Below are 21,149 nucleotides of genomic sequence, written 5' to 3'. Positions count from 1 at the left end.
GGCAGGCTGACGCGGCAACGACCACATCCTGTTATCGCGATGTGGTCGAGTTGTGAAAGACGTGTGAAGCCTCGGGAGAGAATCGATAGCCGAAGCCCACATGGGTGTGGATGAACGCCCACGCCGGAAGCGCGGTCTCGAGCTTCACGCGCAGCTTGTGCACGTAGACGTCGATCGAGCGATCGCCGTCTCGCAGCTCGCTCCCCCACACCAACGTGTACAGCTCGCCACGGGAGACGATCCTGCCGGCGCGTTGCACCAGGGCGACGAGGAGTCCGAACTCCCGGACCGACAACGTCAGGGCGCGACCGGCAGCGAGCACCAGCCCGTCGCCGGGGCGGATCTCCAACTCGCCCGCGTACAGCACGTCGCTTGTCTGCGCAGCCTCCATCCCGGGCAGACTCCCGCGCGACGCGACGCGTACCGTGACCGTCCGGTGAACCCCTTGTGAACGACCTGTGAAAGTCCGCGAGGCCGGGCCCGAACGGAGTTAAGGTCAGGTGGGGATGGCGCTGTTTCGATCGACTGACACCGGGGTCCTCGACCTGTTCGAGGAGTCCGGCCGCAACGTGCAGCGCGCGACGCTGCTGCTGCGCGACCTGATCGCCGAGTATCCCGAGCGCGCCGATCTGTCTCGCGACCTGCTCCTCAGCGAGCAGGAGGGCGACCGCATTACCCACGACATCATCCATCGCCTAAATCGGGCCCGCCCACCCCGGAATGGTCGACCGCCGATGGATCCGGCCGACGGCCATGTCCTGGCGACGACGCTGGACGACATCGTCGACTACGCCGAGCAGGCCGCCGACGAGTTGGCGCTCTACGCCGTCGAGGCGCCGATGGAGCAGGCGACGCTGATCGCCGACGTGCTCGTCGGGGCCGGCGAGCAGGTCGCCCAGGCGCTGCGCTGCCTGCGCTCGGGCGCCGAGCTCGCGCCCCACCTCGTAGAGATCCACCGGCTGGAGAACGAGGGCGACCGGCTGAGCCGCGACGCGGTCGCCTCGCTCTTTGCCAACGGCATCGACCCGATGGTCGTGATCCGCTGGAAGGACATCTTCGAGACGCTCGAGCAGAGCGTCGACGCGTGCGAGAAGGTCGCCCACGTGCTCGAGGGCATCTCGCTCAAGCGGCGCAACAAGCGCCGGTAGGAGAGACTGCGTCGCATGGCGCAGGAGATTGAACGCAAGCTCCTGGTGGATGAGCTGCCGGACGATCTCGACGCGTGGCGCGCGCGGCGCCTGGAGCAGGGCTACCTCGCGATCACCGACGAGGCTGAGATCCGGATCCGGCGCGCGGACGACAACGACGCTTGGCTAACCGTGAAGTCGGCGCCGAGCCTGTCGCGGGTGGAAGAGGAGCTGGTGCTGGACGCCGATGCGTTCGAGCGGCTCTGGCCGCTGACCGAGGGCCGACGCGTGGTCAAGGTCCGCCACACGCGCGAGGACGCGCCGGGTATGACCTTCGAGCTGGACGTCTACGAGGGCGCGCTCGCGGGGCTCGTGACGCTGGAGGTCGAGTTCGCGTCCGAAGAGGACGCGCGCGCCTGGACGCCCCCACCGTGGGCAGGCCGCGACGTCACCGGCGACAAGGCCTACGCCAACCAGACGCTCGCGGTCCACGGCGCGCCGCGGAGCGCGTCGAGGGACGACTGATGGTCGCTGGGCGACCATCAGTCGTCCCTCGATGGCCCCGGCAGGGTTACGACGAGAGGTCGTGTGGGACGGTGGTCTGGTCGCTCAGCGCGCGCGTGGGCGGCGGTGTGCTGACCGCCGGCTCTGCCGGCGGGACGACGACGGCGGCACCGACGAGCGTCGACTGCGCTTGGAGCATCAGCGGCTGGCCGCAGCGCCAGCAGTAGGCGGCGCCGCGGCTGTGCGGTGCGCCGCAGGCACGGCACTGGCCGCCGACGCCGTCCTTCGCATCGGCGACGAGGCGCTCGACCTCGCCCAGCTCGGCGTCGGCGTCCTGCAGCTCGGCGGCCTTGCGCACGAGGACGTCGAGGCGGAAGTGGTCGCGGATCGCCATCTCATAGGTCAACCCGCCGAGATCCCAGTGCAGGGTCGCGACCTTCTCGGCCAGCTCGTCGCGCCGGCGCAGCAGCTCGGCGTGGATGTCGGGTGTGGTGCTCATGTCGTCCTATCCGATGCTTTCCACGTCGCTGCCGCCGCCGGCGGGGGTGCTCTTGTCGACCGGCGGCGCCTTGCCGCCGGTGCCGAGGGTCTTGGGCAGCTTCTCCGACTTCTTGGAGTAGTCGCCGCCGGCGCTGCTGTCGAGCTTCTTGACCGTGTTGTTGGTGGCCTTCGAGCTGCTCGACGATGACGACGTGTCCTTCTTGGAGGACTTGGACTTGGTGATGTCCTTGGTCGTCGTCGTGACGCCGTCTGTCGTCTCGGTGGCGGCCGGAGCGGCGGTGCTCGCCACGGCAGCCGCAGGCGCCGGTGCGGCGCTGCCGACGCTGATGACCTGCGGCGTCGCGTTGGCAGATGAGTCGTTCTGGCCGAGGCCGCCGATCAGCACGCCGACGCCGAGCGCCAGCAGCAGGCAGGCCACGCCGGCCACCGCGGCGGCGTTCGTACTCATGCGGCCGAACCAGATACCCGGAGGCGGTGCGGCCGCCGGGCCGGTCGCGACGGCCGCGCCGGCGCCCTGCGGGACCTGCCGGGCCAAGATGTCCAAGAACGGCAGGCGCGCCTCGGCGCGGCGCGCCCCGCACTGCAGGCAGTAGCGCTGGTCGGCGGCCAGCGGTGAGCCGCAGGTGCGGCACGGCGCGTTGGGCTCGCCCAGCAGCGGGCGGTTGATGTCGGTCACTTCGTCCCTCCTGAGAGGACGGTCGGGGGTGCCGTGCAGGCAAGCTGCGCCTGTTTCGGATCGCCGATGAAGAACACGGTGAAGGTGGTGGGCTTCTTGGAGTCGGCAGCCGGCGCGAGGCGATCGACGACCGCGCGGCCGGCGGCCAGGACCTTGGCGCCGTCGCGCGCAACGCACGAGACGACCAGGCGCTTCTGCGCGATGGCGGACTCGTTGGCGACGATGCCCTTGGCGTAGTTGCCGTCCTCGTCGCGGCCGGCCTTGATGTTGGACAACACGATCTTCGGCAGCGCACCGGCACCCGCCTTGCCCTTGGCAGCGCCGATCTGGGCGGCGACCTTGCTCGCCTTCCCGGCCACCAAGATCTGATTGTTGACCCAGTCGGCCTCCTGGCCGGCGCCGAGCACCGGCAGCGAGGTCAGCGACGCGTCCAGGCCGGGCGTGTCGTTGGCGTACAGCTTCTTGCCCTTGGCGTCGGAGACCGTGATCGCCACGGGCAGCGCCACCTGCGTCGACCCGATGTTCTTGACCCGCACGACCGCGGCGACGCCGTTGGCGTCCTGCACGATCGTCGCGTCCTCCACCTTGATCGCGGCGTTGAGCTTGCCGATCGTCAGGCCCTTCTGGTTGGCGATGCCGTTGGTCGCCGTCTTGGCCTTCGCGGCGCTCTTCTCGGGCGTCGTCTCGACGCCGAGGCAGCCACCGAGGAATACGGACCCACCCACACCCGCGGCCAGGGCGACGAGACCGGGCTTCGGTCTCACCCGAACGCCCCGCGCACGTAATCGCGCGTGCGCTGCGCTTGCGGCGCGTCGAAGATCTGCTCAGGCGGGCCGTACTCGACCAGGTCGCCCAGGTACATGAACGCGACCTTGTCGCCGACGCGACGGGCCTGCTGCATGTTGTGGGTGACGATCACGATCGCGAGGTCGGTGCGCAGCTCGCCGATGAGCTGCTCGATGACCGACGTCGAGCGCGGGTCCAGCGCCGAGCACGGCTCGTCCATCAGCAGGACCTCGGGGCGCGTCGCAATCGCGCGGGCGATGCAGAGCCGCTGCTGCTGGCCGCCGGACAGGCGCAGCGCGGGTGCGTCGAGCTTGTCCTTGACCTCGTCCCACAGCCCTGCGCGCAGCAGCGCGTCCTGCACCAGCGGCTCGACGACCGACCGGCCCGGCCGCTTGCGCGACTGCTCGCGCAGCGCGTAGGCCACGTTGTCGAAGATCGACATCGGGAACGGGTTGGGCTGCTGGAAGACCATCGACACGCGGCGGCGCAGCGTCGTGACCTCGAGGTCGTCGACGTCGGCGCCGTCGAGCAGGATCGTGCCGGCGCGCGATGCCCCGGGCGTCAGCTCGGTGAGGCGGTTCAACGTCCGCAACAGCGTGGTCTTGCCGCAACCCGACGGGCCGATGAGCGCGAGTACTTCGCCGAGGCGGATCGACAGCGAGACCTGCTTGACGGCCTCGTTGTCGCCGTAGAACACCGACAACGCCTGGAGTGACATGCGCTCCGGCCCGGCCTCACCACGCTGGTGGCGCGCAGCGCCGCTGGTGGCGGCGTGGCCAGCGGCCGGCACGACGGCCGCGGGCGCGACGGTCGGCGGCGCATCCAGCATGATCTTGCGGATCGGCGGCGGCGGACCCGCCGCGTCGTCGGGCCGGGTGCTGGTGGGGGTCGACACGTCCGTGGTCTCCTGATCGGTGATCATCGTCCTGCTCCTAGGCGGGTGCCCTCAAGCCCGGTCTTCGCGCCGCGACTGGCGATGAGGTCGACGGCGAAGTTGAGCGCCACGACCAGCAGCAGCAGGACGAACGCCGCGGCATAGGCCTTCTCCGGCGCGTTGCCCTCGCCGGCCGGCGAGTTGTTGTACACGTAGCTGGTCAGCGTCGAGCCCGTGCCCTTGAGCACGTCGACGCCGGGGATCGCGCCCTCCTTCTCCAGGCGCAAGGTCGCGCCGAGCAGGATGACCACGATGGCCGTGTCACCGGCGATGCGGCCCATGCCGAGCGCCGCGCCGGTCGAGATGTTCGGGCGCACGGCCGGCAGGAGCACGCGACGGATCGTCGCGATCTTGGTCTTGCCCAGGCCGTAGGAGGCCTCGCGCACGTGGCGGGGGATCGACTGCAGGCCCTCGCGCGTGGCGCCGAAGACCATGGGCAGCGCGATCAGCGACATCATCGCGCCGGCCGTCAGGAACGAGCGGCCGAAGACCGCGCCGCCCTCGGCGGTGAACGACATCCAGCCGAACAGGCCGTGCTGGAAGAGCGCGAGGCCGAAGATCGCCAGCACGATGTCGGGCGTGCCGGCGACGACTTCGATGCCGGACTCCACCATCCGCGCGAGGCCGCTCGGGCGGCCGTACTCCACGACCCAGATCGCGGCGGCGACGGCGATCGGCGTGGCGATCGCGATGCCGATGATCGTCAGCAGGATCGTGCCGATGATCGGATCCAGGAAGCCGCCCGAGGCGGACTGATCGACCTCGCCGCTGGGCTGCGACCAGAGCAGGCTCGGCTTGAGGTACTGCACGCCGCGCACCGCCATGTACCCCATGATCAGCGCGGCGATGACGCACAGCGCCAGGCCGGCGGCCCAGCACATGACGTAGGCGATGCGGTCGCTCCAGCGCCAGGTGGCCATCGACTGCGCCTTGGGCCGCTTGCGCGGCCGGCCGCCGGCGCCGGAGCCCGACCCGCTCGTGCCGACGCCAAAGCCGCCGTGCGGCAGGTCGTCGAGCGTGCGGGGGTTGGTGACGGCCATCAGATGCGGACCCCGTGCTTCTTCATGGGCTGCTTGGCCAGGAAGCCGGCCAGCGAGAGGAAGAGGCTCGAGAAGAGCAACAACAAGGCGAAGGCGTACACCGTGGAGCGGACCGCGGGCGCCTGCAGCGACTCCGAGTCCTCCACGATCGTGGAGGCGAGCGGCCGCAACGGCTCCAGCAGGAAGAGGCGCGGGCCGTCGAACGGGTTCGGGGCAAAGCCCACCGAGCCCGAGACCATCGACAACATGATGGCCTCGCCCAGCGCACGGGCGCAGGCCAGCACCGCGGCGGCGATGATCGCCGGCCGCGCGGCACGGACGCTGACCGTCCACATCGCGCGCCAGCGGTTGACGCCGAGAGCGACGGCGCCCTCCTTCCACCCGCGCGGGACGGCGTAGAGCGCGTCGACGCAGATGGCGATCATGATCGGGACGATCATCACGGTGAGGATCACGACCGCGACCAGCAGGCTCGCGCCGCTGAGCTGGACGATGAACTCGACGGACTTCTTGTCGTGCGCCGAGATGATGTGGTTGCCCACGAAGGGCACCAACACGAGGATCCCGATCAGACCGTAGATCACCGACGGCACCGCGGCGAGCAGCCGGACGACCGGGACGATGATCGCGCGCAGCCGGTCGGGCGCGAACTCGACGATGAAGATGGAGGCCAGCAGCGCGAAGATCAGGCCGAAGAAGACGGCCAGGCCGGTCGTCAGGATCGTTCCCCAGACCAGCGGCCACGCGCGCAGGTGGTAATCGGCGGCGGGCGGCTTGGCACCGGCGTTGACCATCGTGCCAATCTGCTCATCGACGTTGCCGCCGGGAAACAGCCAGCGAAGGCCATTATGTTGGAACGTGGGCCACGCCTCGTTGGCGACGAAGATGACCATGAGGACGATGACCAGCAGCACGGCACAAGCCAGCGCGCCGAGCGTGAGCTCGGCGCGCTGGTCCGACCACGGCTGTCGCAGCCGTTGGAGCATTACTTCAGCGGCACCCAGTGCTTGCCGACGATCGCCTGGGCCTTGGCGTTGTTCTGCACCCAGGAGATGAAGGCCGAGACGACGCCAGTGGCGCGCCCGCGGGTGACCATCCAGAAGTTGCGGACGCCGCCGTACTCACCGGACTTGGCGTTGCGCAGGTTGCAGGCGACGCCGTTGTAGCCGGCAGCGTTGGTGCCGGCGACGAAGTCCAGCGACACGTAGCCGATGGCGTTCGGGTCAGACTGGACCGCCTGCTGGACGAGGCCGTTGGAGGCCTTGGCCGCGATCGACGAGGTCACCGTCTTGGTGCCCATGAAGATCTTCTGGAACGCATCCTGCGTACCGGAGGCAGCGGTGCGGCCGACGAGGTCGATCGTGCCTGTCGCGGTGGCGCCGGGGACCTGGCTCCAGTCGCGGATGTCGCCGGAGAAGATCGCCTGGATCGTGTCCTGCGACAGGTTCGCCAGCGGGTTCTTGGGGTTGGTGGCGAGGCAGATCGCGTCACGCGCGATCTTGTTGAAGAAGATGCCGCCCGGATCACTGGACTTGGGATCGCGGGACGAGTTGCCGATGGTCACACGACCGGCGGCGACGTCGGCCACGCCCACATCCGAGCCACCCTGGGCGAGCTTGAACTTCACCTTGCCGGGATGGGACTTCACGTAGGCCTTGGCCAGCAGCGTGGCAAGCGGGGCGACGGACGTCGAGCCGCTCATCGTGATCACGGGCGTGGCCTGAGCCGCGGCGGGGACGACGGCGGCGAGGACGCCGACCGATGCCGCGCATACGCCGAGTCGGCGGAGGCGGGTCGTCATGTTCGGGAAACTCCTTTTCGAGATGTGGCCCGCAGCCGGTCCGTGGCGGAAACAGAGGCCGGGCGAGGAATGCGGACGGCAGCCTGACCGGCCGTGACACAGGACGTGTGAAGCGCTGGTGCCTTTCTCGTGAACGACCTGTGAACGCCGGATCTGCCGGGTTGGCAGCGTCACAAGGCGTTCACATGGGGCCCGCGCGCGAGGGCGAGACTGGCGCCCTCGATGCCGTGCCGCACCTGTGGATCCCCCCTGGCCGCCGACCAGCGCTACTGCCTGGAGTGCGGCGAGCGCAACGGCGCGCCGCGGCTTGACTGGAAGACCATGGTCGTCGGCTCCGCCGCCGGTGCGCCGGTGGCCGACAGCGCGCGCACCGAGCATGATGATGGGGTCGGCCCAGGGCTGCCGACGCCGCGGATCGCCGCCGCGCTGGTGCTTGGCGTGCTGGCCTTCGGCGTGGTCGTCGGCCACGCCGCCGGGCCGGGTGCCACAACGGCTGACGCAGGCGGGCGGGCGAACGTGGCGATCCTCGCGGCGGCGCCGGTTCTGCCGGCCGCGATTCCCGCGCCCCCTCCGGCGGTGACCACGCCGCAGCCGCCCGCTGACGAAGGCGACAGCACGGCGCTCGATGACACCTCCTCGAGCGTCGATCCCGGGCTCGACGACACGTCGACCGACACGAGCGATGACACATCATCGAACGACAGCGGCACGACCGACAGCTCGTCGACCGATGACAGCTCGAACGGCAGCGGCGCGACCGACGACACCTCGACCACCGGCGACGGCACGACCGACAGCTCAACGACCACGCCCGCCCCCAAGCTCCCGCCCGTCAAGCACGTTTGGGTCGTCGCGCTCACCGGCCACTCCTACGACGAGACGTTCGGCGCGACGGCCGGCGCCGCTCCGTACCTCTCCACCGAGCTGCGAGCCAAGGGCACGCTCCTGTCCTGGTACCACGCGGCCGGTCACGATCCGTCGGCCAGCGGCGTCGCGCTGCTGGGCGGCCAGAAGGACGCGCTCGGCCCGTTCGACGACAAGACCACGACGCTCGCCGACCAGCTCACGGGCGCCGGACGGACGTGGAAGGCCTACATCGAGGGCGCGACCGCGGGCCTCAACCCCGGCGAAAACCCCTGCCTGCGGCCGCCCGAGCAGCAGCCGCGCAACCCGTTCCTGCGCTTCGCCTCGATCACCGGCGCCGCCGAGTGCGGCAGCTCGATCGCCGAGCTGGACCGCATCGGCCCCGATGCCGCCGACCCCGACTCGGCACCGGCGTTCTCCTACATCCTGCCCGGGCCGGCGCACGACGGCTCGACCTCGCTGGCCGACGCCGACGCGTGGCTGCAGGCGACGCTCCCGGCGATCCTCAACTCCAAGGCCTATGCCGACGGCGGCCTGGTCGTCGTGACCTTCGACGCCGGCGCCCCCACCGATGTCGAAGCCGGCGGCGGCCGCGTCGGCGCGCTGCTGCTCTCCCCGTATGTCACCGCAGATGGCACGATCGGCGCACCGTATGACCCGTTCTCGCTGCTGGCCTCCATCGAGGGACTCTTCGGGCTGGACCCGATCGGCTACGCCAAGGACACCAAGCTGAAGCCCTTCGGTCCCAAGGTCTACGGCGCCTGGTCGCCGGCTTCAGACGCCGGTTGAACGGTCGTCGTTCACCAATCGTTCACGCCCGCGCAACCTCGCGGTCACACCGCGGACACCGGTGGACCCGAGGATGGCGCGCACTACCTCGGTCGCTCTGATTTCCCGGGCTGACCGCCCAACCTGTACACGGAGGTCTTGAAGTTGAACGTCGCCGTCTCGCGCCTGCGGTCGCGACTGGGCATCACGCTGGTGGTGCTCGCCGCCACCATCGCCGCCGCCGTCGCGCTGAATCACTCGGCACCGACCTCGGTCGCTGACCAGAACCCCAACAACACGCTCTGCAAGGGGCACATCGACAAGGGCAAGGCGGACCCGGACGATCCTGACTCGGGCGTCGTGTCCTACACGTTCGCGTGCTCGCAGCCAATCACCGGATACTCCGTGATGCCCGACAAGGCGGCGACCGGCTTCGAGACCGAGGTCTTCGGCACCGATCCGGCCACCAAGGAGGTCCTGGCGACCGACGCGTTCTCCTGCGCCGGCGAGCAGCCGGGCTGGGGCGTCAACTGCACCGGCGCCGACGTCGGCAGCTGGCATCCGATCACGTCAACGTTCACGATCGACGGCGACGTCTGCACGGAGCCCCGCGTCGACCCGCTGCTGCTCGTGACGTTCGCAACCGTCACCGCCGGCAAGGCCGCGCAGTACATCGCCGGCCCGTTTGACCTCGGCCGGCCGCGTGGCTGCCCGAAGTCCTCGCGCAACGGCAAGACCCGCATCCCGGCCGACACGACCGAGTCGACCACGGGCGACGTCGCGCCGATCAGTTAGACGTTCCTCCGCCGGCGGTACCACCGAGCGCCGGTCCTGGGACGCAAGTCCTGGGCCGGCGCTCGTCGTTGGGGCATGCGTCGAGGGACGATGCAATCTCGCTGTACGAGATTCAATCGTCCCTCGACGCCGTTGGCTCAGTGGGAAGTGGCGCCTGCGAGCTGGTCGTAGGTGACCGCGCTGCGATGGCGCGCGCCACGCAGGACGCTCTCGACCGCGCCGACACAGCGGGTGTGGTCGAGGTCGGCCGGATGGAGATCGAGCCGCAGGAGGTCGCCCGACATGCGGGCGCCGAGGCGGACGACGGCCGGCGAGGTCCAGCGCTTGACGGCGCTGGAGGTGCCGAGCGTCAGCGCGGGCGCGCGGGTCGAGGTGCGGTCGGCACGGTGCAGGCGCCCGATGCCGGCCCACCAGTCGAAGGTCGTGGCCAGCGTCTCGCGCAGCGCGTTGGTGTAGGCGTAGCCGGGCGCGACGAAGCCGCGGGGCTGCACGCCGGCGAGCTTGAGCACGCGACGGCCGGCGAGGACGGCGCGGCGGGTCTCGTCACCGTCGAGGCCGACGAACTCGCCGCGTCGGCGGCCACGGCCGCTGCGCAGCTGGCGATGCTGGAAGCCGTGCTGGGCGACGGCGTCGCCGGCGCGCGAGCGCTCCTCGAGCCATTCAGCGAGATCGGGCCGGCGGTCGTGGAACGGATGCAGGTCGGGTGCCGGGATGACCAGCAGCGTGACGCGGTCGACGCCGAGGTCGTCGAGCCAGTCGCGGATCAGCGCGCAGCGCTCGAAGGTCGCGGGCTCGACGTCGTGCAGCGACACGGCGATGATCCCGGCGCCGCGTCGCACCATGGCTCAGCCCACCAGATCCCGCAGCGAGGCGGTCTCGGCGCGCAAGACGCGCTGCCAGCCGTAGCGCCAGCCGATCATCGCGGCCTCCTGGATGTCCGGCACCGACGCACGAGCCGCGGCGATCGCGCGGTCCAGGTCGTCGGAGTCGCCCGGGACGAAGCCGTGGCCGAGCGCGCCGATCGCGTGCAGCGCCGGAGCCGTCGAGCATGCGGCGACCGGCGTGCCGCAGGCCGCGGCCTCCAGCGCCACGAGCCCGAAGGTCTCGTGCTCGCCGGGCATCAGCACGCAGCGGGCGCCGGCGTAGCGGTGGGCGAGCCGGACGCGATCACGCGCGTGCGGCCGGAAGCTCACGCGCGCCGACAACCCCAACCTGCGGGCGCGTGTGCGCAGTGTCTCCTCCAGCGGGCCGCTGCCGACGAACCGCAACGGCCACCGATCCTCGCTGCGCGCGGCGGCCTCCAAGAGCTCCAGGACACCCTTCTCCCGCGACAGTCGACCGACATACAGCACATGCTCGCCGCGGCGCACGTCGGGCCGCGGGCGGAACGTCTCGTGGACGCCGAGGCGCAGCGGCATCGTGGCCAGCCGGCCGAAGTCGGCCATCGTGTCGACGTTGGACATCACCGCGTCCACATGGCGGCCCGAGCGCCGCAGCCAGCGGCGCAGCAGCGGCGCGTAGACGCGCGACGGGCCGGGCAGCGCCGCGGCCTCCAGGTTGCTCGTGCCGTGGTGCACGGCGACGGTGCGGGCGCCGATCTCGCGCGCGCAGGCCATGACATCGACCGGCCACCAGAACGGGTCGTGGAGCAGGACGACGTCGGGGCGCAGCGCCCGCAGCGTCTCCTTCAACGCGCCGGCGCCGAGCGGGACGCGATAGCCGTTGGCCGCGACGACGCGCAGCGACGGCAGCTCGTGGCGGCCGTGCTCGTGGCGCTCCTTGGCACCGGGGATGAGCACGTGGTGCTCGATCTCCCCCGTGCGGACCGCGTGCTCGGCCTTGGCATCGAGATAGGTCCGGATGCCGCCGGAGCGCTCGCCATAGAAGAGCGCGATGTCGGCAACCCGCAGCGGGACGACGGGCACGGCGCGCAGCCGGGCGCGCTTGGCCGGGTGGGCGGGGACGGTCTTCAGCAGCGCCAGCTCAGGCGGCACGGCCGGCCTCCGCGGCAGTGCGACCGGTCCCAGAGGCAGCGCCGGCGGGCGCGGTTTCGCCGCTCGCCTCGGCCACCCCATCGCCCAAGGCGCGGCGGTAACCGTCAGCCAGCCGCTCCAGCGCCCGCTCCCATGTCCGGTCGGCCACCGCGTGGCGCGCCGCGCCCGCCAGCCGCGCCCGCTCGTCCGGATCGGCGGCCAGCGCGACGACCGCGTCGGCCAGCGCCGTCGCGTCGGCGGAGCACAGCAGCCCCGTGGCGCCGTCGGCGACGATCGAGCACGGGCCGCCTTCGGCGACCGCGACGACCGGCAGGCCGGACGCCTGCGCCTCGAGCAGCACCTGCCCGAAGGTGTCCGTCCGGCTGGCGAAGAGGAAGAGGTCGGCGCTCGCGTAGGCGTCGGCCAGCGCGTCACCTTCCAACCACCCCAAGAACGTCGCGTGCTCGCCGAGACGGTCGCGCAGCACCTCCTCCTCGGGACCGCCGCCGGCCAGGACGAGGTGCAGGCGCGGGTCGCGCTCGCGCGCCTCCAGGAAGGCGTCGGCCAGCAGGTCGGCGCCCTTCTCCCGCGTCAGCCGCCCGGCGTAGAGCACGTTGATGCCGTCGCCGAACATGCCGGGCACGCGACGGTTCGGTGAGAAACGCGCGAGATCGACGCCGCGGTCCCAGCGCCCGACGCGGTCGGCGGGGATGCCCAGCGTGCCGAGCACCGTGTCGCTCGCGTCGCTCGGCGAGAGCACGACCGAGCACTGCGAGTAGAACATCGCCATCGCGCCCTGGGCGACGGCCTCGAGCGTGGGGTCGGCCGAGCGCAGCCCCGCGTAGGCGGCCAGCTCGGTGTGGTAGCTGCCGAGCACCGGCAGGTCCATGACCCGCGCGGTCAGCAGCGCAGCCACGCCGGCGGGCCCGGGCGTGCAGAGGTGGACGAGGTCGTAACGGCCCTCGGCCAGCGCCTCGACGATCGTCGGCAGCGACGGCACGCCGATCTTCAACCCTGCGTAGAACGGGATCTCGACCTCGGCGACCGCGCCCAGGCGACGGTCGGCGATCAGGTCGGTCGAGACGACCTCGACCTCGAAGCCCGGCACCCCGCGGTGGCGCAGCTCTTGCAGCGTGTGCGTCACGCCGTGCATCCCGCCGACGCCGTCGGCGACCAGCGCGACGCGGCGCGGCTCGTCTTCACGACCCGCGAGCTTGGACTTCTCCTTGCCCAGGAAGGCCGCGGCGGGCGCGTAGGGGATCGCCGCGACGCACGCGTCGAAGAGCTGCGTGGCGCCGGCGGCCAGGCCTGCCGCGCCGTGCGTGCCGACGCCCGCGACGATGTCGTCGACCGCACGAGCGAGCTTGCGCTCGTGCGCGCGCCGCGCCCGGCGGAAGAGGTCGCGGTGGCGAAACTCGTCGTCCTGCATCGCGGCCAGCAGGTCGGCCGAGTCCAAGTGCCCCAACTCGACCGCGTCGAGCCAGGCGCGCAGCAGCGCGCGGGCATCTTGAGGCGCGAGGTCGGCGCTCATCGCACCGCGGCGCGCGTCGCCCTCGCTCATGACCCGCTCGACCATCCGCAGGACGGTCGCCGGGTCCAGCCGGTCCTCGGCGCCACCGCGGTCCAGCGAGCGGACCGCCAGCGCCATCGCGGCGTGCGCCCACTTGGCCGCGCTGCCGTGGTCGCCGGCCGCGTGGGCGCGGCCCGCGCGGATGTGCGACAGGAACTCCTCAGGCGTTTCGGCGCGCGGCGTCTCGGTCCACGTACGGCCGATGTCGACCCCCGCGTGGTCATCCGAGCCACCGACGCCGGTGCCACCGTGCGTCTCGACGTAGACGAACGCCGGCAAGTTCAGCTCCTTGGCCCGCGCGCCGTTGCGCACCTCCCACGCGCCGAAGAGCTGCGCGAGCCGGCGGCGGTGGCGCGGCGTCAGCGGGGCCTCGACGGCGTAGAAGGGGTGCGCCAGCGCACAGGTGATGTCGTGCTCGTGCAGGTGCTCGGCGACCGACTCCACGCAGTTGCTGATGGCCTGCAGGTCGGCGAACTGCGCCGGCGTGATGCCAAGGCACAGCACATGGACCGCCTGCGGCTCCTCGCGAAACCAGCAGGTCAACTCCACCGAGATGAAGACGCGCGGGTCGTCGGCGATCTCCAGGACGCCGTCGATCGTGTCGTGATCGGTGATCGTCACGAAGTCCATGCCGCGCGCCAGCGCGAGCTCGAGGACCTCCTGGGGCGGCGTCGCGCATTCGGGCAATCCCAATGCGCGCTGGACGCCGAGCTTTGAGCGCTGCGATGCGGTCGAATGGCAATGCAGGTCGGCTCGCATGACCACAAGATTCGCCTGCTCACAGCGGCTTTCTGTGAACGCTCCGCCAAGATCATGTGACCGCGGCGTGAACCCGGTCAGCCGTCGGACAGCAAGACCTATGCCAATCCGGCAAGCAGCTAGGCGAGCGCGCCGGTGGCCACGCCGGCGACGGCGCGCACCCGCGCGACGAACCCGGGCAGCGCGTCGAGCGTGATCGCCTGGGGCCCGTCGCAGCGCGCGTTGCGCGGGTCCGGGTGGCACTCGACGATCAAGCCGTCGGCACCACAGGCGGCCGCGGCCAGCGCCAGCGGCTCGACCAGCGCGCGCCGGCCGGCGGCGTGCGACGGGTCGACGATCACCGGCAGGTGGGTGTGCTCCTTGAGCACGGTGACCGCGGCCAGGTCGAGGCAGGAGCGGGCGGGCGTCGCCTTGGCGTGGATCCCGCGCTCGCAGAGGATCACGCTCTGGTTGCCCTCAGTCAGGATGTACTCGGCGGCGAGCAGGAAGTCGTCGATCGAGGCGCCCATGCCGCGCTTGAGCAGCACCGGCAGGCCGGCGCGGCCGATCTCGGTGAGCAGCGGGAAGTGCTGCATGTTGCGTGCGCCGATCTGAATGCAGTCGGCGTACTGCACGACGGTCTCGACGTCGCGCAGGTCGGTGAGCTCGGTGACGATCGGCAGGCCGGTCTCGGCACGTGCGTCGGCGAGGATCTTCAGGCCCTCGAGGCCGAGCCCTTGGAAGGCATAGGGGCTGGTCCGCGGCTTGAAGGCGCCGCCACGCAGGAGGTCGGCGCCCGCGTCGGCGCAGGCGCGCGCGGCGGTCAGCGTCTGGTCGGCCGACTCGACCGCGCACGGGCCGAGAATGAGCCGGAAGGCGGCGTCCGGACCACCGAAGGCGACGCCCGCGACATCAACCGCATGGGCTTGGTCGCCGTGGCGATGCTTGTGGGCGAGCTTGTAGGGCGAGGAGACCGGGACGACGCGGTCGACGCCGGGGTCGGCATCGAGCTCGAGGCTGGTGATGTGGTCGCGGTCGGCGTCGATGACGCCGATGACCGTCTGCTCTGCCCCGATGACGCGTTGGGCCCCAGCGCCGGTCGCCAGAATCCGCTCGGTGACGGCGTCGATCTCGGCGGAGGTGGCGTCGGGATGGAAGATGACGAGCATGTGGCCCGCAACGGTGCCACATCGGCAGCGTCCGCGGCTACCCCATCCCAAGCCGCTCCGGCGGGATGCTTGCCTACCATCCCGTCCATGACGACGAGGGCGCAGTTCAACGCCGACGAGTGGGCCGTGGTCACGACCGCGCCCGTGCTCGCCGGAACGCTCGTGATCGCCGCTGACCGCGGCGGCTCCGTGCGCGAGTCCCTGGCGATGTCGCAGTCCTACGCGGCCGCCCGCTCACAAGAGCCGGGCGAGCTGCTCGCGGCGATCCTCGCGACGCCGCCGTCGATGACGCCCGCCAACGCGCCCAAGACGCCGGAGGATCTCCAGCAGGTCGTGCCGGCCGAGCTGCGGCGCGCGTTGCGGATCCTGGAGCGCGTGGCCACCGATGACGAGGTGGTGGCCTACAAGCGGTTCGTGTACGGGTTGGCCGAGGCCGTCGCCCGCGCCCACAAGGAGGGCGGCTTCCTCGGCATCGGCGGCAAGGAGATCAGCCCGCTCGAGCAGGCCGCGCTGGACCGCATCGCGGCGATCTTCGACGAGCCGGTGCCAGTGGAGGATTAGCGCGGGCGGGCGTCACTGGCGCTCAGTTCGCGGCGTTGGTTGTGGTGCGCTGCGTGGTTGTCGGCACCGAGGGCGAGAAGCGCTGGCGGTAGCGCAACTGTGGCTGGTGTGGCTTGGCCTCGCGGCAGCGCGCGTGGGCGATTCGATGCCGAACCACGGACCTGTCGAGATCCGGGTCGCTGCGGCCCCCACACGCGGGGCCCAGGCGACCCGCATCCACGATTCGGCCCCGAACTTCGGTCCGGGGCGTCTTGCAACCAACGCCCGAGCGGAATGCCAACGCAGCCTGAGCCGCGCTAGGCCGCGACCGGCACGCCCGGCGCCACCGCGCGTCGCAGCAGCGCGGCGGCGCCGGTGGCCAGCGCCGCCGGCGCCACACCGTGGGAGCGCTCCACCTCGAGCATGAGGGGTGCGTGGTGGTCGGCCAGCAGCGGGCCGAGGCGATCCCAGGGCAGGCAGCCCGCACCGGGCGGCAGGTGGAGATCGAGCTTGAGCGGGTCGACCCCGGGTGCCCCGAGGTCGTGGCGCCGAGCGCCAAGGTTGTCGTGCACGTGGAAGAGCACCACGTCGTCGAGCACCGCCCGGACGGCACGCTCGGCGCTCTCGCCGCGCAGGTTCGCGCTGAGGTGGGCGTGGCCGACGTCGAGCAGCATCCCCATCGCGGGCGAGGCGAGCCGGCGGACGAGGTCGCGCACCGCGAGCGGGTCGTGGCAGATCCGCGGCGGCGCTGGTGTCGGATAGACCGGGGCGAGGTTCTCGATGGCGATCGTCAGCCCGAGCGCTTCAGCTCGCGCGCTGAAGCGCTGCAGCGACTGCTCTTCGGCCGCGGCGCGCAGGCCGGCGGGGGCCGAGTCCCCCACCGGGAACGCCAGGCCGTGGTAGACGACGAGCTCCGCACCTGCCTCCGCCGCGTAGTCCATCAACCCGTCGAAGGCCCGGTCGTGCTCGAGGGTCCCGACGCTGAGATCGTCGGGACCGTGAAGGAGCAACCGCAAGCCGTGAGGCGCGAGAGCCGCGCGCAGCGCACGTGCGTGGCTGCGGCAGCGCTCCCGATCGGCGAGCATGGGGCGCGGCGGGGTGTGGACCTGCACCCACGAGAACCCCGACGACTCATAGGAGTCGAGGAGCGGGGCCGTGGGCCACTGATCGCGATGGACGTTGAGGCCGAGGCGGGTGCCGAGCTCGATCGTCACGACCATCATGGTGCCCTTGCTCCGGGACGGCCTTGTGACCGCTCAGTGATGCAACCGTGAACAGCCCGTGAACACGCGCTGTCCGAGTTAGAACCCGCGGAACCCGCTCTGGCGCGTGTCGTTGAGGTTGAGGACCAGCGACGGCGCGGGGATCTCGTGGGTCTCGGACGTCGGGACGACCGCGGTCCCGACCGCGAAGTACTCCAACACGTGCGAGCTCCACCCGTGGTTGCCCTCGACCAGCTGAACGCCGACGATGCCCTCGGCTTCGGCCGCCTCGGCCTCGGCCTGCATCCGCTCCATCGCCAGCTCACGGGCGTCGTAGAGCGCCTGGGTGAAGTTCGGCATCTCGACGTTGCGGCCCACGCGCTTCATCCAGCTGCCTAGCCCCTGGTGGGCCACGTGGTAGACGCAGGTGCCCATCACCATGCTGACCGGCCGGTAGCCCGCCGAGAGCAGGGTGTAGAAGTCCTGCCCGCTGAGGTCGCTGGTGAACGGGCGGCCGCTGGGCGCGCGGTGCAGCACTCCTTCGCGGTGGCGCACGGCGGTGCCGATCGCGACGAACTCCGCGAGGTCATTGCCCCACTCGCGGCGGCTCACGTCGAGGCGCACCGCGACGATCCCGTCGGCGCCGAGCTGCTCGGCCTCTTCCTCCATGCGCGTCATCGCCAGCTCGCGGGCGTGGTACATCGCCTGGGTCAGGACGTCCATCTCCTGGTTCTTGCTCCACGCGCCCGCCTGGAAGCCGATGTGGTAGATCGACGAGCCGACGACCAGGCCCAGCGGCTCGAAGCCCGCGGCCCGCACGAGCAGGAACTCGTTGACCGACAGGTCGCTGGTGAACAGGCTCTTGTCGCGCATCCGCGCCAGCCGCTCGCGGCCGGCCTCCGGGATGCCGGCGACGCTCGTGGGGTCGTACTCCTCCTGCTGCTGCTCGTCGTCGGCCATCGGTGAGGCTCCTTCTTCAGCTCAGGGGCAAGGCGATGAACTTCTCGGGCGGCGGAGGACCGTCCGCCTGCTCGATGATCGCGGTGCCGAGGATGTGCATGGTGATGATCAGGTCGCGGTAGGTCGTGTTGTTGACCTCGCGCTCGTAGTCGCGCATCGAGCGGTCGACGGTGACGCCGACCACTCCGTGCGCGTGCAGCTCGTGGGCGGTGCGGGTCAGCCGCTCCATCGCCAGCGCGCGGGCGTCGTAGACGCCTTGGCTGTAGTCCGGAAGCTCCTGGTTGCTCATCGAGGAGAACAGACCACCGGCGCGGCGCTGCTGGCTCCAGCCGGTCGCGACGTAGGCGACGGTCGATCCGCCGACGATGCCGGCCGGCCAGAACCCATGGCTGATGAGCTTGGCGACGTCCTGGCCCGAGAGGTTGCACAGCAGCGGCTCCGGGCCGAGGTCGTAGCGCTCCGAGCGCACGGCGGTGCCGATCGCGACGAACTCCACCAGATCGCTGGCCCAGTCGCGCAGGCTGCGCTTGAGCTGCACGCCGACGACCGCATCGGCGCCGGCCGCCACGGCCTCCTCGCGCAGGCGGCCGACCGCCAAGTGCCGCGCCGCGTTCCACGCCGCGGTCTGGCTCTCCAGCTCGAAGGTCTCGCCGTCACCTCCGGTACCGAACCATCCCGCCCGGTTGCGGCCCCACGGCATGCTCTGCCAGCCGACGTTGTAATAGGAGACGCCCATGACCTGCTTGAGCGGGCGCAGGCCGGCGTGCTGCACGGCAAGCCCCTCGGCGATGCCCAGCGTGGAGCTGAAGACTGGCGGGCGGGTCACCCCGACAGCAGCCCTTCGAGGGCGGTGCGAGCGCGCTCGCTGCGCGCCGCCTCGTCGACGAGATCGGCCGACAGGGCATCGATCCACGCGCCGACGTCGAGCTCCTCGCTCTTGAGCGCGATGCCGCGCACGACGGTGCGCCGGCGGCAGGCGACGCGCTTGCGGTCGCGCTGGGCCTCGTAGACGCGGTCGCCGAGCGCGATCGTCACCGCCTTGGGGTCGCCGCGGCCGAGCAGACCGCCACGCTCGATCTCAACCTGCTCGGGAAGCACCTGTGCCAGCTTGCCCACCAGCACGTCGAAGAACACGTCGACGTCGCGGGCGTCGGCATGCAGAGCGGATGCCACCAGATCGAACTCCCCAGCCATGATGGGGAGCCTACCTAGGCCTCGGTCTTCTCCAGGTGCTCTTCGAGCGCCGCATAGGCGTCCTCGACCGCGCGCTTGGCCGCCGTGTGGCGCGCCGTGCTCTTGGCCGATTCGTACTGCGACGCCCACGCCTCCGGCGCGGCGAGCTCCTCTTCCAGCGCGGCGAGCGCGGCCTCGGCGGTCTCGACCGCCGACTCGAGCTTGGCGGTCTGGCGAGTGGCGTTCTTGGAGACCTTGGGCGGCGGCGCAGCGTTCGTGGCGCCGTTGGCATGGCCATTGCCATGGCCGTTGACCACCACCTTGGGCTTGGCGACCTTCGGCGCCGCCGGCGCCTTGGCCGCGGCCGGCAGCGGGCCCATCGGATCCTCGCCCAGCGCACGGCGCTCGTCGCGGATCCGCGCGTACTCGACCCAGCCGCCAAGGTAGGTCCGCAGCCGCTGGTGCTCCAGCGCGACGGTCCGCGAGCCGACAGCTTCGAGCAGCGCGCGATCGTGGGTGACCAGCAGCAGCGCGCCCTCAAAGCCCTTCAGCGCATCTTCCAGCGCCTCGCGCGATTCCAAGTCCAGGTGGTTGGTCGGCTCGTCGAGGATCAGGACGTTGGCGCCCTGGCTCAGCAGCATCGCCAACGCGAGCCGCTTGCGCTCACCGCCGCTCAGGCCGTCCAGCGGCTTCTCGGCCTCCTCGCCGCTGAACAGGAAGCGGCCGAGCAGCGCGCGCGTCTGGCCCGGGTTCAGGCCCGTCCGCTTGCCCGCCGCCTCGGCGACGGTCCGCGCCGTGCCCAGCCCCTCCAGCTCGGAGTCGTGCTGGCTCAAGTACCCCACCTTGAGGTTGTGGCCGGTGCGCAGCTTGCCACCGTCCAGCGGCCGCTTGCCCGCCAGCGCCTCGATCAGCGTCGTCTTGCCGGTGCCGTTGGGCCCGACGAGCGAGACGTGCTCGCCGCGCTCCAGCCACAGCTGGGCGTCCTCGAGCAACAACTTGCGCTTGGGCTCATCGCCGATCGCCAGCTTGCCGTCCTCCAACTCGAAGATCACGCGCCCCGTGCGTTCGGGCTTGGCGAATTGGAAGCCGAGCTCCCGCGTGTCGCGCGGGTCGCGGGTGATCTTCTCGATCTTGTCCAAGGCCTTGACCCGCGACTGGGCCTGCTTGGCCTTGGACGCCTTCGCACGGAAGCGCTCGATGAAGCCCTCCATCCGCGCGATCTCGGCCTGCTGCTTCTCGATGGCCTTGCCCAGCGCCAGCTCACGCGCCGCCTGCTCCCTGCGCCAGGTGTGCCACGTGCCCTTGAAGAAGCGCGAGCGCCCGGCTTCTAACTCGAGCACCGCGGTGCCGACGGCCTCCAGGAACCAGCGGTCGTGGGCGACCAACACGATCGCGCAGTCCAGGGTGATCAGCGTCTGCTCCAGCCACTCCAGCGACTCGATGTCGAGGTGGTTGGTCGGCTCGTCCAACAACAGCAGATCGGCCTCGACGGCGAGCGCGCGTGCCAGTGACGCGCGCGTCAGCTGGCCGCCGGAGAAGGTGTCCAACTTGCGATCGAGCGCGTCGTCGGTGAAGCCCAGGCCGTGCAGGTAGTTGTTGCCGCGCTCGCGCCAGCCGTAACCGCCGGCGGCTTCGAAGCGCGCGTAGACGTCGGCGTAGCGGTTCATCACCGTCTCGTCGCCCTCGGCCATCGCGACCTCCAGCGTCAGCAGCTCCTCCTCGAGCGCCAGCTGCTCCTTGCAGGCCGACAGCACGTAGTCGCGCAGCGTGATGTCGCGGTCGCGCGACGGGCGCTGGTCGTGCAGGGCGACCCGGACGCCCTTCTGGAAGACGAGCTCGCCGCCGTCGATCCCGGTCTCGCCGGACAGCATCCGCAGCAGCGTCGTCTTGCCGGCGCCGTTGCGCCCGGCGATGGTCAGCCGGTCCCGGCGCTCCAGCTTGAACGAGACGCCCGCCATGAGCGGGACCCCGGCCATGTCCTTGGAGAGGTCGGATGCGATAGCGACGGCCACGCCCCCATGGTAGGTA

At 71.1% G+C, this 21,149-nt stretch carries 22 protein-coding genes; 5 read left to right on the top strand and 17 right to left on the bottom strand.

The annotated features are described in order from the left end of the window. Nucleotides 1-31: 31 nt before the first annotated feature. Nucleotides 32-391: a response regulator transcription factor gene (locus VGO10_RS15000; RefSeq protein WP_327469731.1), complete on the bottom strand. Its 360-nt coding sequence runs from the start codon at nt 389-391 to the stop codon at nt 32-34. A 115-nt stretch (nt 392-506) separates the two neighbouring features. Here VGO10_RS15000 and VGO10_RS14995 point away from each other — a divergent pair, with 115 nt between their 5' ends. Together VGO10_RS14995 and VGO10_RS14990 are read left to right on the top strand one after the other, a co-directional pair. Then, a complete protein-coding gene (locus VGO10_RS14995) occupies nt 507-1,148 on the top strand; it encodes a DUF47 domain-containing protein (RefSeq protein ID WP_327469729.1) in 642 nt (213 codons plus the stop codon). A gap of 15 nt (nt 1,149-1,163) precedes the next feature. Continuing rightward, nucleotides 1,164-1,652 carry a CYTH domain-containing protein gene (locus tag VGO10_RS14990; protein WP_327469726.1) on the top strand — a complete coding sequence of 163 codons (489 nt, stop codon included), beginning with the start codon at nt 1,164-1,166 and terminating at the stop codon, nt 1,650-1,652. A 46-nt stretch (nt 1,653-1,698) separates the two neighbouring features. Here the strand turns inward: VGO10_RS14990 and VGO10_RS14985 are convergent, their stop codons facing one another. Genes VGO10_RS14985 through VGO10_RS14955 form a run of 7 tightly spaced genes read right to left on the bottom strand, consistent with a single transcriptional unit; the run spans nt 1,699 to nt 7,369 of the window. Further along, nucleotides 1,699-2,130, bottom strand: a complete 432-nt coding sequence (locus VGO10_RS14985) for a hypothetical protein (RefSeq protein WP_327469724.1) — start codon at nt 2,128-2,130, stop codon at nt 1,699-1,701. A 6-nt stretch (nt 2,131-2,136) separates the two neighbouring features. Then, the gene (locus VGO10_RS14980; RefSeq protein WP_327469722.1) at nt 2,137-2,808 is read right to left on the bottom strand and encodes a hypothetical protein; all 672 of its coding nucleotides are present in this window, start codon (nt 2,806-2,808) and stop codon (nt 2,137-2,139) included. After that, nucleotides 2,805-3,572, bottom strand: a complete 768-nt coding sequence (locus VGO10_RS14975; RefSeq protein ID WP_327469720.1) for a hypothetical protein — start codon at nt 3,570-3,572, stop codon at nt 2,805-2,807. Before VGO10_RS14975 ends, VGO10_RS14980 begins: the two co-directional genes overlap by 4 nt. Next, entirely contained in the window at nt 3,569-4,516 is a 948-nt protein-coding gene (gene pstB / locus VGO10_RS14970) for a phosphate ABC transporter ATP-binding protein PstB (protein WP_327469718.1), read from the bottom strand. Before pstB ends, VGO10_RS14975 begins: the two co-directional genes overlap by 4 nt. Next, nucleotides 4,513-5,568, bottom strand: coding sequence for an ABC transporter permease subunit (locus VGO10_RS14965; protein ID WP_327469716.1), 1,056 nt, complete (start codon nt 5,566-5,568; stop codon nt 4,513-4,515). Before VGO10_RS14965 ends, pstB begins: the two co-directional genes overlap by 4 nt. Further along, nucleotides 5,568-6,554: a phosphate ABC transporter permease subunit PstC gene (gene pstC, locus VGO10_RS14960; RefSeq protein WP_327469714.1), complete on the bottom strand. Its 987-nt coding sequence runs from the start codon at nt 6,552-6,554 to the stop codon at nt 5,568-5,570. The genes VGO10_RS14965 and pstC overlap by 1 nt, the downstream gene beginning before the upstream one ends. After that, complete coding sequence (locus VGO10_RS14955; protein WP_327469712.1) at nt 6,554-7,369, bottom strand: phosphate ABC transporter substrate-binding protein; 816 nt, start codon at nt 7,367-7,369, stop codon at nt 6,554-6,556. The genes pstC and VGO10_RS14955 overlap by 1 nt, the downstream gene beginning before the upstream one ends. Before the next feature lie 222 nt (nt 7,370-7,591). On the opposite strand from VGO10_RS14955, the gene VGO10_RS14950 reads away from it, so the two are divergent. Both VGO10_RS14950 and VGO10_RS14945 read left to right on the top strand, forming a co-directional pair. Beyond that, nucleotides 7,592-9,022, top strand: a complete 1,431-nt coding sequence (locus tag VGO10_RS14950; protein WP_327469710.1) for an alkaline phosphatase family protein — start codon at nt 7,592-7,594, stop codon at nt 9,020-9,022. A 138-nt stretch (nt 9,023-9,160) separates the two neighbouring features. Beyond that, entirely contained in the window at nt 9,161-9,796 is a 636-nt protein-coding gene (locus VGO10_RS14945; RefSeq protein ID WP_327469709.1) for a hypothetical protein, read from the top strand. Between the two features lie 137 nt (nt 9,797-9,933). Here VGO10_RS14945 and VGO10_RS14940 read toward each other — a convergent pair whose 3' ends face one another. From VGO10_RS14940 to aroF, 4 genes are all read right to left on the bottom strand, one after another. Beyond that, on the bottom strand, nt 9,934-10,638 hold the full coding sequence (locus VGO10_RS14940) for a DUF2334 domain-containing protein (RefSeq protein ID WP_327469707.1): 705 nt from the start codon (nt 10,636-10,638) through the stop codon (nt 9,934-9,936). Between the two features lie 3 nt (nt 10,639-10,641). Beyond that, nucleotides 10,642-11,790 (bottom strand): glycosyltransferase, encoded by a 1,149-nt coding sequence (locus VGO10_RS14935; RefSeq protein ID WP_327469706.1) that lies wholly within the window; start codon nt 11,788-11,790, stop codon nt 10,642-10,644. After that, on the bottom strand, nt 11,780-14,098 hold the full coding sequence (locus VGO10_RS14930; RefSeq protein ID WP_327469705.1) for a glycosyltransferase: 2,319 nt from the start codon (nt 14,096-14,098) through the stop codon (nt 11,780-11,782). The genes VGO10_RS14935 and VGO10_RS14930 overlap by 11 nt, the downstream gene beginning before the upstream one ends. Before the next feature lie 119 nt (nt 14,099-14,217). Further along, a complete protein-coding gene (gene aroF, locus VGO10_RS14925; RefSeq protein WP_327469704.1) occupies nt 14,218-15,246 on the bottom strand; it encodes a 3-deoxy-7-phosphoheptulonate synthase in 1,029 nt (342 codons plus the stop codon). Nucleotides 15,247-15,333: 87 nt separating this feature from the next. Here aroF and VGO10_RS14920 point away from each other — a divergent pair, with 87 nt between their 5' ends. Then, entirely contained in the window at nt 15,334-15,807 is a 474-nt protein-coding gene (locus VGO10_RS14920; protein ID WP_327469702.1) for a hypothetical protein, read from the top strand. Nucleotides 15,808-16,103: 296 nt separating this feature from the next. Here VGO10_RS14920 and VGO10_RS14915 read toward each other — a convergent pair whose 3' ends face one another. From VGO10_RS14915 to VGO10_RS14895, 5 genes are all read right to left on the bottom strand, one after another. Next, entirely contained in the window at nt 16,104-17,009 is a 906-nt protein-coding gene (locus VGO10_RS14915) for a sugar phosphate isomerase/epimerase (RefSeq protein ID WP_327469700.1), read from the bottom strand. 78 nt (nt 17,010-17,087) lie between these two features. Further along, entirely contained in the window at nt 17,088-17,948 is an 861-nt protein-coding gene (locus tag VGO10_RS14910) for a heavy metal-binding domain-containing protein (RefSeq protein ID WP_327469698.1), read from the bottom strand. Nucleotides 17,949-17,964: 16 nt separating this feature from the next. After that, nucleotides 17,965-18,774 (bottom strand): heavy metal-binding domain-containing protein, encoded by an 810-nt coding sequence (locus tag VGO10_RS14905; protein ID WP_327469696.1) that lies wholly within the window; start codon nt 18,772-18,774, stop codon nt 17,965-17,967. Next, a complete protein-coding gene (locus VGO10_RS14900; protein WP_327469694.1) occupies nt 18,771-19,142 on the bottom strand; it encodes a hypothetical protein in 372 nt (123 codons plus the stop codon). The genes VGO10_RS14905 and VGO10_RS14900 overlap by 4 nt, the downstream gene beginning before the upstream one ends. A 14-nt stretch (nt 19,143-19,156) precedes the next feature. Then, nucleotides 19,157-21,133, bottom strand: a complete 1,977-nt coding sequence (locus VGO10_RS14895; protein ID WP_327469692.1) for an ABC-F family ATP-binding cassette domain-containing protein — start codon at nt 21,131-21,133, stop codon at nt 19,157-19,159. Nucleotides 21,134-21,149 lie beyond the last annotated feature (16 nt).

The sequence above is a fragment of the Baekduia sp. genome (assembly GCF_035996765.1).
Classification (GTDB): Bacteria; Actinomycetota; Thermoleophilia; order Solirubrobacterales; family Solirubrobacteraceae; genus Baekduia.
The sequence above is the reverse complement of the archived record's forward strand: the minus strand, read 5'-3'. Positions and strand labels throughout refer to the sequence as shown.